The sequence below is a fragment of the Clostridium sp. K04 genome (assembly GCF_019734375.1).
In the GTDB taxonomy this organism is placed as follows: domain Bacteria; phylum Bacillota; class Clostridia; order Clostridiales; family Clostridiaceae; genus Clostridium; species Clostridium saudiense.
Genome location: NZ_JAASHD010000034.1, coordinates 22,847 through 40,523, shown reverse-complemented (window position 1 = coordinate 40,523; position 17,677 = coordinate 22,847). Strand labels below are relative to the sequence as shown.

The window sequence follows — 17,677 nt, the reverse complement described above, 5'->3', positions numbered from 1 at the left end:
TTTCATACTTACGAACAGCTTGAAAAAGCTATAGATGAATATATAGAATTTTATAATACAAAAAGAATACAAAAAAACTAAAAGGCATGGCTCCACTTGAATATAGGAGTCATACCTTAGCATCATAATTTTTTATTATTTACCCTGTCTACTTGACGGGGGGCAGTTCACTGCCGATGGCTTTTTACATTAATAATATACTATATATCTCTTCTAAAATATTTCCCCTTAAAATCAACCTTTTCAATCAATCCATAAGCTTCTTTTCTAGCCTCCTGAACAGTTCTACCTCTACCAACAACAGATAAAACTCTTCCTCCACTAGTTCTAAGAACTCCATCTACTAATTGAGCTCCTGCTAAGAATACTTTATCCTTAATGCTTTCGTCAATAGTGATTTCGAACCCCTTTTCAAAAGTTCCAGGATACCCCTTAGAAGCTAAAACAACATTAACACAAGCTCCATCATACCATTTAACTTCAACTTCATCTAATCTACTGTTTAAAGCCGCTTGAACTAAATCAACTAAATCACTTTCCATTAAAGTTAATACAGATTGAGTTTCTGGATCTCCCATTCTTACATTATACTCTAAAAGATAAGTTCCTTTCTTTGTTATCATTAATCCAAAGAAAATAATCCCCTTAAAATCAAATCCTTCTTCTTGAATTCCCTTTAAGGTATTAGCAACTATATTTTCTTCAAACTCCTTCATTACCTCTTCAGTAACAAATGGATTTGGCGCTAAAACTCCCATTCCTCCAGTGTTTGGTCCTTTATCTCCATCAAAAATTTGCTTGTGATCTTTTCCTGAAATAAAAGGTATTAAGGTCTTACCATCTGTAATTGAAAGTATTGAAGCTTCTACACCTTCAAGAAATTCTTCAATAACAACCTTTTGACCTGCACCACTAAATATATCTGAAATCATGAAATCATTAATTGTTTTCATAGCTTCTTCTTTAGTTGCTGCAATTACAACACCTTTACCTGCAGCTAATCCATCTGCTTTAATAACTATTGGATATTCACAATTTTCTAAATAAGCTTTAGCTTTATCATATTCTGTAAAAGTTCCATATTGAGCTGTTTTAACTCCATATTTCTTCATGAAATCCTTAGAAAAAGCTTTACTTCCTTCTAATTGGGCTCCTCTGCTATCAGGCCCAAAGCATCTTAATCCTGCTGCTTTAAATTTATCTGTTATACCCTTTGTTAATGGATCTTCAGGTCCAACAAAAGTAAAAGCTATATTATTTTCTCTTGCAAATACTACCAACTCATCTAAATCAGTAATATTAACATTTTCACATTTATTTGTCGTTGCAGTTCCCCCATTACCAGGTGCTACAAATACCTTACTAACCTTTTCACTCTTAGCCAATTTCCAAGCAATAGCATGCTCTCTTCCACCAGAACCAACTAATAAAATTTTCATATAACATTACCTCTTCTCAAATATACTATTTTTTAAATTCACAGAAAGTCAGCCTAAGCTGACTTTCTACCTTCACTATTAACTCTTCACTCTTACTTCTTAACTATTCTTAGTGTTTAAAGTGTCTAATTCCTGTAAACACCATTGCTATTCCATGTTCATTACAAGCATCAATTGATTCTTGGTCTCTCATAGAACCACCTGGTTGAATTATTGCTTTAATTCCATACTTAGAACATTCATCAACGATATCTCTAAATGGGAAGAATGCATCTGAAGCTAAAATTGTAGCTCCTTCACCTCTTCTTAAAGCATCCATTGTTGGCCAAATTCTATTAACTTGTCCTCCACCAATTCCTACAGCAACACCGTCTTTAACTGTAACTATAGCATTCGATTTAACGTATTTAACTACCTTCATACCAAATAATAAATCTTTCATTTCGTCTTCAGTTGGAGTTTTTTCTGTAACAATCTTTAATTCATCTAAAAGCTTAGTATCTTCTTCTTGTACTAAGATTCCTCCATCAACAGTTACCATGAATCTCTTATCGCATGGTTTAACATTACATTTAATAACTCTTAAATTCTTCTTAGTTCTTAAAACTTCTAGTGCATCTTCATCAAACTCTGGAGCTGCAACTACTTCTAAGAATATTTTAACCATTTCTTCAGCAGTAGCTTTATCAACTTTCTTATTGATAGCAACTATTCCACCAAAGATAGAAGTTGGATCTACATCATGTGCTTTAGTATAAGCTTCTACAGCAGTCTCACCTATTGCAACACCACATGGAGTGTTATGTTTTAATGCACAACAAGCTGTTTCTTCAAATTCATTAGCAACTTTCCAAGCAATATCTAAATCCTTTATATTGTTATAAGAAAGTTCTTTACCATTTAATACTTCAAAGTCATTCATACCACCATCAAATTCATTTGAAATATAGTATGCAGCACTTTGATGTGGATTTTCACCATATCTTAAACTTTGCTTTTTCTTATATGAAATTGAAAGATATTCTGGATATTCTTCTTCATCACTCAACATAAAGTTTGAAATTGCAGCATCGTAAGCACTCATTAAGTTAAATACCTTACCAGCTAATTTCTTTCTTAACTTGTAGCTAACATCTCCAGTTTCCTTAATTTCAGTCATTACAGCTTCATAATCAGAAACATCTGAAATAACAACAACATCTTGGAAATTTTTCGCAGCTGCTCTAAGCATTGTTGGTCCACCAATATCTATAAATTCAACCTTTTCTTCAAAGCTTAAATCTTCTCTTACTTTTTCAAAGAAAGGATATAAATTAACTATAACCATATCTATTGTTTCAATGTTTCTTTCTTTTATAGTCTTCATATGTTCTTCATTATCTCTTATAGCAAGTATTCCTGCATGAATTATTGGGTGAAGAGTCTTAACTCTTCCATCTAGCATTTCTGGGAAATTAGTAACTTCATTAACTTCTGTTACAGCTACTCCATTATCTTTTAAGTGCTTATAAGTACCTCCAGTTGAAATAACCTCAACTCCACTTTCAGCTAAAAACTTTGAAAAATCTAAGATACCTGTTTTATCAAATACACTAATTAATGCTCTTTTAATCATGTAAAAATCCTCCCTATTTTAAAATATTTACTCTACCGTCTATAATTTCAACTTTACCTCTGCTTATTAAATCAATAGCTCTAGGTAACATTTTATGTTCCTCTACTAATACTCTCTTTTGAATATCCTCTGCAGTATCCTCAAAATATACTGGAACTGCTTCTTGAAGTATGATTGCCCCACCATCTACTTCTTCATTTACAAAATGAACTGTACATCCAGTAAACCTTACCCCTGAAGCTCTTACTGCATTATGTACATGCATTCCATACATTTTATCTCCACAAAAACTTGGAATTAGTGAAGGATGAATATTTACTATTCTATCTTTAAATACTTTTAATATTTCCCCATCTAATATTGAAAGATAACCAGCTAATACTATTAAATCAACTTTACCTTTAGTTAATTCTAATATTTTATTTGAAACTTCATCTCCATATTCTTTTCTTGAAACAACATAACTTGGAACTCCTGCGTTTTTAGCTCTTTCTAAGCCATAAATACCATCTTTACTTCCAATAACCATTTCAACTTTAAAAGAATCTTGTTCATAATCTAAAATTGATTGGAGGTTTGACCCTCCACCAGATACAAGTACTGCTACTTTAAGCAAACTCCTTCACCTCCAGCTGTTACAATACCAATTTCATAAGCTTTTTCACCTAATTCAATAAGGTCTTTAATAACAGAATCAACATCTTTTTCATCAACACATAATACAAAACCAATTCCCATGTTAAATGTATTATACATATGATCTCTGCTTACACCTTTATTAATCATATCTTCGAATATTGCAGGTAATGGATAACTATCTTTTCTTATTTCTGCAGTTAATTCAGAACCGTTAAACATTCTTGGAACATTTTCAATAAATCCTCCACCTGTTATGTGAGACATACCTTTAATCTCAAACTTTTCTATTAAGTTTAATATTGGTTTAACATATATCTTAGTTGGAGTAATTAATGTTTTCCAAACCTCTTCTCCATTAAATTCTTCATTTAAATCTGTATATAATTTTCTAACTAAAGAGAAGCCATTTGAATGTACTCCTGAAGAAGCAATACCAATTAGCTTATCTCCTGGTTTAATATTTTTTCCATTTATTATTTTATCTTTATCTACAATACCTACTGCAAATCCTGCAATATCATATTCTCCTTCTTTATAAAAACCTGGCATTTCAGCAGTTTCTCCACCAACTAAAGCACACTCTGACATAACGCATCCATCAGAAACACCTTTAACTAAATCAGAAGCTACTTCTGCTTCAAGCTTTCCACAAGCTATATAATCTAAGAAAAATAATGGTTTTGCTCCATGACATAAAATATCATTTACGCACATAGCTACACAGTCAATTCCAACTGTATCGTACTTCTTAGTTTTAAATGCTAATTCAAGCTTAGTTCCAACACCATCTGTACCCGAAACTAAAACTGGCTTTTTATATCCTTCTGGTAATTCAACCATTCCAGCAAAACTTCCAAGACCATTTAAAACATATTCACTCATTGTTCTTTGTGCATATTCTTTTATAAGCTTTACTGACTTATAACCTTCTTCTATATTAACCCCAGCCTCTTTATAAGTTATCATTTAAATTACCTACCTTTCAGTTTCTATTGGTGTCGCAACTGGATATATTCCATTGAAACATCCTACACAATATCCTTGATTTGCATTAAAGCACTTGTACATACCATCCATTGATAAATATCCTAAAGAATCGCAGCCAATTATTTCTCTCATTTCTTCTATAGAATGATTAGCTCCTATAAGATCTTTTCTGTAAGGAGTATCAATTCCAAAGTAACATGGATATTGAACAACTGGAGATGCTACTAAGAAGTGAACTTCTTTAGCTCCTGCTCTTCTTAATGATTCTACTAAATGCTTTGAAGTCGTTCCTCTTACTATAGAATCATCTATAAGAATAACTCTCTTATCTTTAATATTTACCTTTAAAGGATTTAACTTAACCGCTACAGCTCTTTCTCTTACCTCTTGAGATGGTGTAATAAATGTTCTTCCTACATATCTATTCTTTACAAATCCAGTATCATAAGGTACTCCTGATGCTTTAGCATATCCTATTGCCGCTGGTATACCTGAATCTGGAACTGCAACAACTACATCTGCATCTATTGGGAATTCTTTATATAATTGTTCTCCAGCTCTAACTCTTGATTCATGAACATCTAATCCATCTATTATAGAATCTGGTCTAGCAAAATATATATACTCAAAAGCACAAGTTTGACATTGAGTATTTTCAGAATATCTATATGAATTTATTCCATTTTCATCAATTACAACAATTTCACCTGGCTCAATATCTCTAACTAACTCTGCACCAATTGCATCTAAAGCACAACTTTCTGAAGTTAATACATAGCCTTCTTCAATTTTTCCTAAACTAAGAGGTCTTATTCCATGTGGATCTCTTACACCAATAAGCTTATTTTCAGTTAATATAACCATTGCAAATGATCCTCTAACAGCTTGAATAGCATCTAATACAGCTCTTTCAACACCTTTTTTAGCGCCTCTTGCAATTAAATTAGCAATTACTTCTGAGTCAATTGATGTATGGAATATATGTCCTCCATCTTCTAATAACTCTCTAATAACATCTGCATTAACTAAAGTTCCATTATGAGCCATAGCTATTGGTCCTAGCTTTGTTTGGCTTAATAATGGCTGTGCATTTTCTATTCTAGTATCACCACTTGTTGAATATCTAACATGTCCAATAGCAGCAAATCCCTTTAAACTATCTATATCTTCTTGAGAAAATGCTTCTGTTATAAGCCCCATTCCTTTTTTAATATTTATATCTTCACCATTTGCAACAGCTATACCCGCACTTTCTTGCCCTCTATGTTGAAGTGCATATAGACCGTAATATGTTACTGAAGCAACATCTAATGGATTATTAGAATAAATACCAAATACTCCACATTCATCTTTAAATTTATCATTACTTGGATCCATTATAATATTGTCCAACTTTAGATTCATACTCCTACCCCCGTTAATTAGTTAATAGTTTTGAGTTAATAGTTATTAGTTCTGAGTTAGTAGTTTAGGTAGAAACTGCTATCGTAGTTTCTTAAAGTTTATTTTTCCTAAAACTGATTTGAATCAACTTTATTCCTCAACTTACCACTTGTAACTTGAAACTTGAAACTATCTAAACTATTCTTGTATTCTCTTTAAGATTTCAACATATGCATCTTTAACATTTCCAAGATCTCTTCTGAATCTGTCTTTATCTAACTTTTCTCCAGTAGTTGCATCCCAGAATCTGCAAGTATCTGGTGAAATTTCATCTGCTAAAACTATATCTCCGTTATATCTACCAAACTCTAATTTAAAATCTATTAATCTTATGTTAGATTTTAAGAACATATCCTTTAAAATATCATTTATTTTTGCTGTTAAAGAATAAATCTTTTCTAATTCTTCAAAAGTTGTTGCTCCTATAGCAACTGCATGGTAATCATTTATTAATGGATCTCCTAGTGAATCATCCTTGTATGATAATTCAAATACTGTTGTTTTAAGTTCTGTTCCTTCTTCTAATCCTAATCTCTTAGCCATTGAACCAGCTGCAACATTTCTTACAATCACTTCTAGTGGTACTATTTCAACCTTTTTACATAATTGTTCTCTATCATTTAGCTTTTCAATAAAGTGAGTTGGAATTCCCTTGTTATTTAACATTTCAAATAACATTGACGTAATTGCATTGTTTAAAACACCTTTATCTTCGATTTGACCTTTCTTTTCGCCATTAAAAGCCGTTGCATCATCTTTGTAATATACTACAACTTCATCAGCCTTATCTGTAGCATATATTTTCTTTGCCTTACCTTCGTACATCATTTCTAATTTTTCCATTATAAATCCACTCCTTCACCATTTTCAGCTATAAACTTTTCTTTCATTTCTTTTCTATATTCAACTAATTTAGCTTTTAATTCTTTATCTCCAACAGCTAACATTTGAACTGCAAGCATTCCAGCATTGTAAGCATTATTTATTCCAACTGTTGCAACAGGAATAGATTTTGGCATTTGCACTATTGAAAATAATGCATCTAATCCTTCAATAGCTCCTTTACAAGGAACTCCTATAACTGGCATTGTTGTTTGAGAAGCTATTACTCCAGGTAAGTGTGCTGCAAGTCCTGCACCTGCTATTACAACTTCACATCCTTGTGCTTCACATTCTCTTAAAGTTTCTTCTAACTTTTCTGGAACTCTGTGAGCTGATAAAACAAATGCTTTATACTCAATTCCGAATTCTTTTAAGCAGTTAGCTGCTCCTCTCATTATTTCTGTATCAGATTTAGATCCAAAAAATATTGCTACCTTCATTTTTAAAACCACCTTTTTGTAGTTAGTAGTTTTTAGTTAATAGTTAGTAGTTTAGGTAGAAACTCCTTAATAAGTTTCTAAAATCAATTACGCTGACTTTATTCTTTAACTTTTAACTATTAATTCTTAACTCTTAACTATTTTAAATTTTATTTAAAATACTTAACTCCTGATTCGAAAATCTTTTGATCAAAGTTTCCTGGTACGTTTTTATATAGGTTTTCTCCAATTCTTTCAGAGTGTCCCATTTTCCCTAAAACTCTACCATCTGGACTTGTTATACCTTCTATTCCAAGCATTGACCCATTTGGATTAAATGGCATGTCTAATGCTATATTTCCTTTATTATCAACATATTGAGTTGCTACTTGTCCATTTTCAACTAATTGTTTTAATAGTTTTTCTGGAGCAACAAATCTACCCTCTCCATGAGAAATTGCAACATTGTGGATGTCTCCTAATTCTACTCCACTAAACCATGGTGATTTCTTAGAAACAACCTTAGTCTTAATTATTGAACTCATATGCCTATTAATTTCGTTATAAGTTAATGTTGCCATATCTTCTTCAATATCAACTATTTCACCATAAGGTACTAATCCTAACTTAATTAATGCTTGGAAGCCGTTACAAATACCTAACATTAATCCATCTCTATTCTTTAATAAATCCATAACTGCATCTTTAATTCTTTCGTTTCTAAATACTGTTGATATGAATTTACCTGAGCCATCTGGTTCGTCTCCAGCCGAGAATCCACCAGGTAACATTATTATTTGACTTTCTCTAATTTGCTTTTCTAAGTTTTCAATTGACTCTGCAAAAGCTTCTTTAGAGTAATTTCTAAATACTAAAGTTTCTGTTTTTGCTCCAGCATTTCTAAATGCTCTTTCACAATCATATTCGCAGTTTGTCCCTGGGAATACTGGAATTATTACCTTTGGTTTAGCAACCTTTATAATAGGTGATTTAACATTTGATTCATTGTATAAGACTTCCTTAACTGATTCATTTTTATCAGTAGTTTTAATTTTAAATACCTTTGATAATTTCTTTTCATAAGTTTCTTCTAAAATATTTAATTTTAAATTCAAATCATATTCTTGTGAAACTATTAATTCATCTTTAATTGTGCATCCTATTGCCTTGTAAGCGCATCCTTTAAATTCTTCATCTACATTTACATCAGATTTTACTTCTAAAACTAAACTTCCATAGTTTAATCCGAATAACTCCTCTTTAGTTAGATTAGAGAATTTAACCCCAATTTTATTTCCGAAAGCCATCTTTGAAAGTGTTTCAGAAGCTCCACCAAACTTAACGCTTGAAGCTGATATTACTTTACCTTCTAAAATAAGCTCATGTAACTTCTCTAAATTCTTTTTATATCCTTCTACCTTTAATGTGTAATCTTCATTTCTTTCTGCCATTAAGAATACTAATTTTGAACCAACTTCTTTAAATTCTGCACTAATTATATTCTTTGCCTTTTCTACTCCAACAGCAAAAGCTACTAATGTTGGAGGTACATCTACATCTCCAAAACTTCCAGACATTGAGTCTTTACCACCAATTGCAGGTATTCCTAAATCTATTTGTGCTTGGTATGCACCAAGTAGTGCTGCAAATGGTTTACCCCATCTTTCTGGACTCTTTCCTAATTTTTCAAAATACTCTTGAAGAGTCAATCTTGCTTTTCTGTAATCTCCACCTACAGCTGCAAGCTTTGTAACTGCTTCTATTATTGAGTAGTATGCCATATGATATGGACTCCATACTCCTAAATCTGGATTTAATCCATAACTCATTATTGTAGCCTCTTCACTTACTCCATTTAATACTGGAATCTTAGCAACCATTGCTTCTTGTTCTGTATTTGCATCCCTACCACCATATGGCATAAGAACTGTTCCTCCACCAATAGTAGAGTCAAATCTTTCAACTAATCCTTTTTGTGAAGCAACATTTAATTTTGTTAAGTTATTTAACCACTCTTCTTTAACATTTACATCCCCAACTGTTAAAGGATATTCTCCTGGTAACTTAACTTCTACATTAGTTACTTGTCTTGCCCCATTTGTATCTAAGAAGCTTCTCTTTAAGTTAACTATTTCTTTACCTCTCCAATACATTCTTAATCTTTCAGTATCTGTAACTTCTGCAACAACAACCGCTTCTAAGTTTTCTACTTTAGCTAACTCTATAAATCTATCTACATTTTCCTTATTAACTACTACAGCCATTCTTTCTTGTGATTCAGAAATTGCAATTTCAGTTCCATCTAAACCTTCATATTTTTTAGGAACTTTATCTAAATTGATATCTAACCCTCTGGTTAATTCCCCAATTGCTACTGAAACTCCCCCAGCTCCAAAGTCATTACATCTTTTAATCATTTGAGCTATTTCAGCATTTCTAAATAATCTTTGAATTTTTCTTTCTGTTGGTGCATTACCTTTTTGAACTTCTGCTCCACATTCATTTATTGAATCTTCAGTATGTTCCTTCGATGAACCTGTTGCTCCCCCAACACCATCTCTTCCAGTTCTTCCTCCAAGAAGAATTACTATATCACCAGATTGTGGTTCTTCTCTTATTACATTTTCTTTTGGTGCTGCTGCTATAACAGCACCAACTTCCATTCTTTTAGCAACATAGTTTGGATGATATACTTCTGAAACTTGTCCAGTTGCTAACCCAATTTGGTTACCATATGAGCTATAGCCATGAGCCGCTCCTAAAGTAATTGTTCTTTGTGGTAATTTACCTTTTATAGTATTCTCTACTGGTACTGTTGGATCTGCTGCACCAGTAACTCTCATTGCTTGATATACGTATGTTCTACCTGATAGTGGGTCCCTTATAGCCCCTCCTAAACAAGTTGCTGCTCCACCAAAAGGTTCAATTTCAGTTGGGTGATTGTGTGTTTCATTTTTAAACATCACTAAGTATTCTTCATTACCCTTATCTGTTTCTATGTTAACTTTTATTGAACAAGCATTTATTTCTTCAGAAACATCTAGGTCGTCTAGCATACCTCTTTTTCTCATTTCTTTCATAGTAATAACTGCTATATCCATTAACGTTTCGTCTCTATCAGTTTCTCCATAAACGAAATCTCTTGATTTTAAATATGCTTCATATGATTTTTGTGCTGCATTGTTTAATTCACCTATTTCAAAAGTTACATCTTCAATTGCAGTACTGAATGTTGTATGTCTGCAGTGATCTGACCAATAAGTATCAATTACCCTTATTTCAGTAATAGTTGGTGTTCTTTCTTCACTTTTAAAATAATCTCTTATCATCAATAAGTCATCCACACTCATTGCTAGTCCTAATTCTTTATGGAAGTCTTCTATTTCTTTTCTATCTTTATTAATAAAATTATGAAGTATTTCTACATCGTTAGGCTCTGCTAATTTTGAAGAAAGTTCAATATTATCTATTGCTACTTCTCTAGAATCTACAGGATTTATATAGTAACTCTTAATTTTTTCTATATCTTCTTTAGTTAATTTTCCTTTCAAAACTATAACCTTAGCTGATTTTACTTCAACTCTTTCCTCAGCTCCTAATAATCCAATACATTCAGATGCTGAGTCAGCTCTTTGATCATATTGTCCTGGTAAAAATTCTACAGCAAATGCTATTTCATCATCACTTATAGGAAGATTTTCTTCATATAAATTATCTACTGTCTTTTCAGCAAATATTGTATATAAAGATTTTTGATAGTATTCCTCTTTCATTTCACCTAATATATACTTATTTACTACTCTTACAGCTTGAAGATTTTCTATTCTTAAATTACTTTTGAAATCTTCCATAAGACTCTTAGCTTCAACATTAAAGCCATCTTTTTTTTCTACAAAAATGCATTTAAACCCTAACATTCTATACCTCCACATACATATTTTTCAAAACACGAACATTATTATATTTTTTATTTATATTCTTCGTGTTAATTAAATATTACCAATTCGATTTATATTTGTCAACATTACCAGATATCATTTAACATATTTTTCGTCATATATCCGAATTTTAATCAAATTTTACTATTTTTAATTCGTTTTATTTGCTATTTATCAATTTTATATCCAAAAATAAACTTTTACTGTATTAACATTATTAAAATTAGCAATACTATATAGCATAAATTTATAAATATAATAGAAGGAGTGATTTTATGAGACTTCCTAAACATATTGGCATTATTCCTGATGGCAATAGACGTTGGGCTGAAAATAATGGTCTTTCAAAGGAAAAGGGTTATAACATAGGTATTAATCTTGGACTTGTACTATTTAAACTATGTGAAAATCTAGGTATAAAAGAAATAACTTACTATGGATTTACTACTGATAATACTAAAAGACCTACTGTTCAAAAGGATGCATTTATAAAAGCTTGTATAGATGCTGTAAAGTTACTATCTAATGAAAACGCAGAATTACTAGTTATTGGAAACATCGAATCTCCTTGCTTCCCCCCTGAATTGTTACCTTTTACAACAAGAAGGACTTTTGGAAAAGGTGGAATAAAGGTAAACTTTTTAGTTAATTATGGTTGGGAATGGGATTTAAACTTATCTAGACAAACACATACCAAAAGAAATAATTTAGATTTAGTATTACACTCAAAAGATATTTCTAGAATCGATTTAATTATTCGATGGGGTGGAAGAAGAAGATTAAGTGGTTTTTTACCTATACAATCAGTTTATTCTGATTTTTATGTAGTTGATGATTATTGGCCTGATTTTAAACCTCAACATATATACGATGCACTAGAATGGTATTCAACTCAAGACATTACATTAGGAGGTTAAGCCTTAATTCAAGGATGTGATTTAAATGAAAAAAGCAATTGTTATTGGTGGTGGTATAGGTGGTTTATCTATAGCTGCTAGGTTATTAAAGGATGGTTTTAATGTTGATTTATACGAAAAAAACAAATCGCTTGGTGGCAAAATTAGTCAAGTTAAATTTGCTGATTTTAAATTTGATTTAACTGCTTCCTTGCTAATGATTCCTAATGATTATACTGAAATTTTTTCTTATTGTAATAAAAATTATAAAGATTATTTTTCTTTTATTCCTCTTAACAATCTTTATAAAGTTTTTTATTATGATAATACAAATTATACTTTTCAAACAGACTTACCATCTCTTTGTAAAACTATAAATAATATAACAAATAATGATTTAAATGATATGTATTCTTACTTTAACTTTTTATCAACCAATTATAAAAAATATTTATTAGCTGAAAAATATTTTTTAAATACATCATTTATAAATACTAATAACTTTTTTAATCCATTAACTTTAAGTAAAGTTTATAAATTACATACTTTAAACTCTTGCTATAAAGACTGTAAAAAGTTTATATCATCTGAAAAATTAATAAATTATATTTTGTTTCAATCTATGTATGTAGGAGTATCTCCCTTTAGTTCCCCTAGTATTTATAATTTAATTCCTTCGGCAACTCAATATCAAGGACTTTATTATATAAAAGGTGGAATGTATTCCTATATTCAATCATTAAGAAAATTAATTTTAGATCTTGGTGGTAAAATTCATCTTTCTTCTCCAGTAGATGAGATATTATTAAAAAATAATACCGCTATAGGGATTAAAATAAAAAATAAAAACATACATAGTGACTTAGTAGTTTGTTCAAGTGATTATTCTTATGCAATTAATAATTTACTAAAAGATAAATCTATCACTCAGATATCAAAAAACATTAATAATCTTGAACACTCCTGCTCTACTTTTATTATTTATTTAGCTTTAGATAAAAAGTATCCTTTACTTAATGTACATAATATATTTATTAATAAGGATTTCAGAAAAAACATAGAGGCTCCTTTTAAAGGAAAGCTCTCATCTAATCCGTCACTCTATATTTATTGTCCTAGTTCTATAGATAATTCACTTTGTCCTTTAGGATGTGAAACAATAAATATTATGGTGAGAGTTCCAAATTTACTTTATAAAAATATTTATTGGAATAGTGATACCATCAGTAAATTAAGCAATAACTTGTTGAGTATTGTTTCAAAAATTCCAGGATTAGAAGATCTACAATCTCATATATTGTTTAAACATCATTTAACTCCTATTGATTTAAAAAATATATTTAATACCTATGCAGGATCTGCATTTGGAATAAGCCATAATTTAAATCAAAGTTTAGTATTTAGGCCTCAATGTACATTACCAAAGATTAAAAATTTATACTTTACAGGTGCTTCAATACATCCTGGTAATGGAACATCTATGGTATTAAAAAGCTCAAAAATCTGTTCAGAAATAATAAAAGAATAAAAAAAGTGCCACAAGATACTTCTTGCGACACAATCCTACGTAACCTAAAAGGTCATTAATATTTTTTCCTTAAAATTTCATTTTATTCAAGTATTAATTTATATTCATTACTTGACATACACTATTAGAAACTATTAAAATTTAATGACCATTATTTTAAGGAGAGATTAAATGATTATCGGAAAAGAACTACAAGATGAAAATAAATACTTAAATAAAACAATAGGAAAAATTACTGATTTACTTAATAGCTATGGTGTTTCAAGTGAAGAACAAGATAAAGAAATAATAAAGCATAGAAAATTTTTATGGGATAATAGAAATGAATTAGATGAAATTGAAATAAATGAAAACTGTGGACAGGTTGCATTAAATGAACAATTGCACGCTAAGAAAATATCAAGAATTAGAACTTTAGAAAAGCAACTTTCTAATCCTTATTTTGCTAGAATTGATTTTAAGGAAGACGGCGAAGAATCAGAAAGTTTTTATATAGGTCTATCAACTGTAGAAGATGAAGATAATTTTGATATTTTTGTATTCGACTGGCGTTCTCCTGTTGCTAATATGTTTTATGACTTTGAAGTTGGTCCTGCATATTATGATGCTCCAGTTAGAAGAATAGAAGGTCATATAGAATTCACTAGACAATATAACATTAGAAATGGTGAAATAGTCTTTATGCATAACTCAAATGAAAGTTTATGTGATGAGGCTTTAACATCAATGTTAAGCGGAAATGCTACTGATAAGATGAAAAACATAGTTGCTTCTATTCAAAAAGAACAAAATGATATTATAAGAAGTGATGATAGCAAAATACTATTCATTCAAGGTGCTGCTGGTTCTGGTAAAACATCTATAGCATTACATAGATCTGCTTACCTATTATACAAGCATAGAAAAAATCTTAGCGCTGATAATATTTTAATCTTCAGTCCAAATGAAGTTTTTGCAGAGTATATTTCTGATGTATTACCTGAGCTTGGTGAAAGTAATATACGTCAAACTACATTTGAAATTTTTTCAAAGAGATTCTTACCATCAAATTATTTATATGAAAGCAAAAATGATCATTTAGATTATATTTACTCTAATCATACTGATTTAAAAACATTCAAATTAAGAACTAAATCTATGGAATATAAAAATACTTTAGATTTTATGAATACTTTAAATAAATTTATATTAGATATTCCAAGACTTATTACTAATGTAACTCCTATTACAATTGAAGGTGTACAAATAGTTAGCAAAAAATCAGTAGAAAAAACTATATTTGAAAGATTTAAGGATATTCCTTTCTTGAACAGAATTGATGTTGTTAAACAAAGTTTATTCTCTCAAGTAGAAAATAAATATTTATCTTCAAAAGATAATTCTCATTTTGATTATGTTGAAGATAAAAAAACATTCTATGATTTTTGTAAAGCACAAGTTGACTTACAAGTTGATGCTATGATTAAAACACTTGATAGTGTTGCTATTTATAAATCTCTTTGGAGTAATATTGAAAAGTATACAGATATTGATTTAAACAATACAAAAGATTTAACTTTAAATTATTTAAACAATAACGAAGTAAAGTTTGAAGATATTACTTCTATAATTTATATAAGATCTTCATTAGAAGGTTTCAGAAGTTACGGAAATATGAAACATGTTTTAGTGGATGAAGCTCAAGACTATAGTCCATTATTCTACGAAATAGTTAAAAGATCTTTCCCAAATGCTTCACTAACAATTATGGGTGATTTAAATCAAAGAATTGATAAACATTCTAATGTAAAAAGTAGAAATAGTATAACTAATGTATTTAATGATGTTAAAACAGTAGTTTTAACTAAAAGCTATCGTTCAACAGGTAATATAACTAACTTTACTAAGGATATTTTAGAAACCCACGAACCTATAGAAGCTGTTGATAGAATTGGTGATAATCCAACTATTCATATTGTTAATAATAATTTAGAAGAAAGGATTTCTACTAAGATAAATGAAATGAAAGATAAAGGTTATAAATCTATAGCTATTATTTGTAAAAATAAAGAAAATAGTAAAAAACTTTATTCTTCTTTAAAAGAACTAAATGATGATATAAACTTAATAATTAGTGATAAATGTGAATTTAAGATTGGTATTAATGTAATATCTTCATATATTGCAAAAGGATTAGAATTTGATGGAGTTATTTTAGCTGATGGTGAAAGTTATCTATCAATTGAAGATAAGCATTTATTCTATACTGCTTGTACAAGAGCATTACATGAATTGCATATATATACCAATACTTCATTAGAAAATATACTACCTCAAGATAATAGCTTGTATACCCTAATTGATAATTAATTTATAAAATAACTAATTTAAATAGAGCTAACATATAAACGAACTCCTTTTAATATTTATTTTAGTATTTTTCATAAGCACTTTTAATTATATATAATAAAAAAGCATCGTATAAATTCATACGATGCTTTTTTATATTAATTATCTTTCTTAAGCATTTCTCCAATAGCTGCTATGCTACCAAGTGATGATAAAGTTTCATTTGGTAATATAAGCTTATTAGCTGGATTTTTAGCCATTTCTTTAAGTGCTTCAACTTGTTTAAGTGCTATAACTGTTTCATTAGTTCCTGATTCAATAATAGCCTCATTTACTTTTCTAATAGCTTCTGCTTCAGCTATAGCTATTTGTTCTATAGCCTTAGCCTTACCTTCTGCTTCTAAAAGTTGAGATTCTTTTAAACCTTCAGCTCTTCTAATATTAGCTTCCTTTTCTGCTTCAGCTTCAAGAATTTTAGCTCTCTTTTCACCTTCAGCTTTTTCTATTTGAGATTGTCTTTGACCTTCAGCCACTAATATAGTAGCTCTCTTATCTCTTTCAGCTTTCATTTGCTTTTCCATAGCTTGTTGTATTTCAGCTGGTGGAATTATGTTCTTAATTTCAACTGATAGCACCTTTATACCATAAGCATCAGTAACCTCATCAATAATACCAAGTAATTGTTGATTTATACTATCTCTTCCTGCAAGAACTTCATCTAATGTCATATTACCTAGTATATTTCTTATGTTTGTTGTAGCTGAATAAACTATACCTGCTTTATAATCTTCAATATTATATACTGCATCTTTTGCATTAAGCATCTTATAGAAAATAACATTATCAACAGAAATTTTAACGTTATCTTTAGTAATAACTGATTGTGGTGGTACATCTAAAATTTGTTGCTTAGTTGATACTTTTTTTCTTACAAAGTCTACACCTGGAATTACAAAGTGCCACCCTGGTTCTAAAATTTTATGGAATTGTCCTAGTCTTTCTACTACATATAAGTACCCTGTATTTACAACTTTAATTGATGATAATAGCACTAATAAAATAATCACTAATAATGCTACTAAAAATATTAATCCTGACATTTTAATCCTCCTTCGAACTTACAATTAACTTATTTCCTTCAATACCTGTAATTGTATATTCTTCACCTTTTTTTATTACTCTTCCCTTATTATAAGCAGTCCAATAAATACCACTTACCTTTATCTTTGAGTTCTTCCCCATATCCTCTTCTGCAATCATTGTTCTACCTATATAGGTTTGTTCCATCGTTGGTACATGATTAACATCAGCCTTGAATTTCTTTTTTGCCCAAGGATAACCAATAGAAACAGTTGCAACTCCAACAATTAAAAAGGCTATTATTTGCCATACAACAGTAACTTCAAATAAAGAAAGTATTATTGCAACTATAGCTCCTAAAGAAAACCACATAAATATGAAACTACTAGTAATAACATCAATAGCAATTAAAAAAACTGCAACAAGTATCCAACTAATTACCTCAACCATTATTTTTCCCCCTTTCCTGATTTATTACTAAAC

At 30.0% G+C, this 17,677-nt stretch carries 14 protein-coding genes; 4 read left to right on the top strand and 10 right to left on the bottom strand.

Annotation, left to right across the window (positions count from 1 at the left end; genetic code table 11):
- A partial coding sequence (locus tag HCG70_RS17840) for an IS3 family transposase (RefSeq protein WP_221697873.1) occupies positions 1-81 on the top strand: 81 nt, incomplete at its 5' end.
- A 119-nt stretch (positions 82-200) separates the two neighbouring features.
- Here the strand turns inward: HCG70_RS17840 and purD are convergent.
- From purD to HCG70_RS13410, 8 genes are all read right to left on the bottom strand, one after another.
- Positions 201-1,439 (bottom strand): phosphoribosylamine--glycine ligase, encoded by a 1,239-nt coding sequence (purD, locus tag HCG70_RS13445; protein ID WP_042400860.1) that lies wholly within the window; start codon positions 1,437-1,439, stop codon positions 201-203.
- A 109-nt stretch (positions 1,440-1,548) separates the two neighbouring features.
- Positions 1,549-3,054, bottom strand: coding sequence for a bifunctional phosphoribosylaminoimidazolecarboxamide formyltransferase/IMP cyclohydrolase (purH, locus tag HCG70_RS13440; protein ID WP_055291998.1), 1,506 nt, complete (start codon positions 3,052-3,054; stop codon positions 1,549-1,551).
- 13 nt (positions 3,055-3,067) lie between these two features.
- Positions 3,068-3,670 carry a phosphoribosylglycinamide formyltransferase gene (gene purN / locus HCG70_RS13435; protein WP_042400866.1) on the bottom strand — a complete coding sequence of 201 codons (603 nt, stop codon included), beginning with the start codon at positions 3,668-3,670 and terminating at the stop codon, positions 3,068-3,070.
- Entirely contained in the window at positions 3,658-4,659 is a 1,002-nt protein-coding gene (purM, locus tag HCG70_RS13430) for a phosphoribosylformylglycinamidine cyclo-ligase (RefSeq protein WP_055277778.1), read from the bottom strand. The genes purN and purM overlap by 13 nt, the downstream gene beginning before the upstream one ends.
- A gap of 9 nt (positions 4,660-4,668) precedes the next feature.
- On the bottom strand, positions 4,669-6,084 hold the full coding sequence (purF, locus tag HCG70_RS13425; protein ID WP_154820610.1) for an amidophosphoribosyltransferase: 1,416 nt from the start codon (positions 6,082-6,084) through the stop codon (positions 4,669-4,671).
- 177 nt (positions 6,085-6,261) lie between these two features.
- A complete protein-coding gene (purC, locus tag HCG70_RS13420) occupies positions 6,262-6,966 on the bottom strand; it encodes a phosphoribosylaminoimidazolesuccinocarboxamide synthase (RefSeq protein ID WP_042400876.1) in 705 nt (234 codons plus the stop codon).
- Positions 6,966-7,445, bottom strand: coding sequence for a 5-(carboxyamino)imidazole ribonucleotide mutase (gene purE, locus HCG70_RS13415; protein ID WP_042400878.1), 480 nt, complete (start codon positions 7,443-7,445; stop codon positions 6,966-6,968). Before purE ends, purC begins: the two co-directional genes overlap by 1 nt.
- Before the next feature lie 149 nt (positions 7,446-7,594).
- A complete protein-coding gene (locus HCG70_RS13410) occupies positions 7,595-11,341 on the bottom strand; it encodes a phosphoribosylformylglycinamidine synthase (protein WP_055277781.1) in 3,747 nt (1,248 codons plus the stop codon).
- A 296-nt stretch (positions 11,342-11,637) separates the two neighbouring features.
- Between HCG70_RS13410 and HCG70_RS13405 the strand changes: the two genes are divergently transcribed.
- The 3 genes from HCG70_RS13405 (at position 11,638) to HCG70_RS13395 (ending at position 16,135) form a co-directional block, all read left to right on the top strand.
- Positions 11,638-12,279 (top strand): undecaprenyl diphosphate synthase family protein, encoded by a 642-nt coding sequence (locus HCG70_RS13405; protein ID WP_221697872.1) that lies wholly within the window; start codon positions 11,638-11,640, stop codon positions 12,277-12,279.
- A gap of 25 nt (positions 12,280-12,304) precedes the next feature.
- Positions 12,305-13,786: an NAD(P)/FAD-dependent oxidoreductase gene (locus HCG70_RS13400; protein WP_042400887.1), complete on the top strand. Its 1,482-nt coding sequence runs from the start codon at positions 12,305-12,307 to the stop codon at positions 13,784-13,786.
- A 171-nt stretch (positions 13,787-13,957) separates the two neighbouring features.
- A complete protein-coding gene (locus HCG70_RS13395; protein WP_221697871.1) occupies positions 13,958-16,135 on the top strand; it encodes a UvrD-helicase domain-containing protein in 2,178 nt (725 codons plus the stop codon).
- Positions 16,136-16,272: 137 nt separating this feature from the next.
- Here the strand turns inward: HCG70_RS13395 and HCG70_RS13390 are convergent, their stop codons facing one another.
- A complete protein-coding gene (locus HCG70_RS13390; protein WP_042400895.1) occupies positions 16,273-17,214 on the bottom strand; it encodes an SPFH domain-containing protein in 942 nt (313 codons plus the stop codon).
- A gap of 1 nt (position 17,215) precedes the next feature.
- Positions 17,216-17,644 (bottom strand): NfeD family protein, encoded by a 429-nt coding sequence (locus HCG70_RS13385; RefSeq protein ID WP_055277784.1) that lies wholly within the window; start codon positions 17,642-17,644, stop codon positions 17,216-17,218.
- Positions 17,645-17,677: the final 33 nt, after the last annotated feature.

Coding starts and splice junctions, on each gene's coding strand:
- HCG70_RS13400 (WP_042400887.1), top strand. CDS start 12,305: ATGAAAAAAGCAATTGTTATTGGTGGTGGTATAGGTGGTTTATCTATA.
- HCG70_RS13405 (WP_221697872.1), top strand. CDS start 11,638: ATGAGACTTCCTAAACATATTGGCATTATTCCTGATGGCAATAGACGT.
- HCG70_RS13395 (WP_221697871.1), top strand. CDS start 13,958: ATGATTATCGGAAAAGAACTACAAGATGAAAATAAATACTTAAATAAA.
- purH (WP_055291998.1), bottom strand. CDS start 3,054: ATGATTAAAAGAGCATTAATTAGTGTATTTGATAAAACAGGTATCTTA.
- HCG70_RS13410 (WP_055277781.1), bottom strand. CDS start 11,341: ATGTTAGGGTTTAAATGCATTTTTGTAGAAAAAAAAGATGGCTTTAAT.
- purE (WP_042400878.1), bottom strand. CDS start 7,445: ATGAAGGTAGCAATATTTTTTGGATCTAAATCTGATACAGAAATAATG.
- HCG70_RS13390 (WP_042400895.1), bottom strand. CDS start 17,214: ATGTCAGGATTAATATTTTTAGTAGCATTATTAGTGATTATTTTATTA.
- purF (WP_154820610.1), bottom strand. CDS start 6,084: ATGAATCTAAAGTTGGACAATATTATAATGGATCCAAGTAATGATAAA.
- HCG70_RS13385 (WP_055277784.1), bottom strand. CDS start 17,644: ATGGTTGAGGTAATTAGTTGGATACTTGTTGCAGTTTTTTTAATTGCT.
- purM (WP_055277778.1), bottom strand. CDS start 4,659: ATGATAACTTATAAAGAGGCTGGGGTTAATATAGAAGAAGGTTATAAG.
- purC (WP_042400876.1), bottom strand. CDS start 6,966: ATGGAAAAATTAGAAATGATGTACGAAGGTAAGGCAAAGAAAATATAT.
- purD (WP_042400860.1), bottom strand. CDS start 1,439: ATGAAAATTTTATTAGTTGGTTCTGGTGGAAGAGAGCATGCTATTGCT.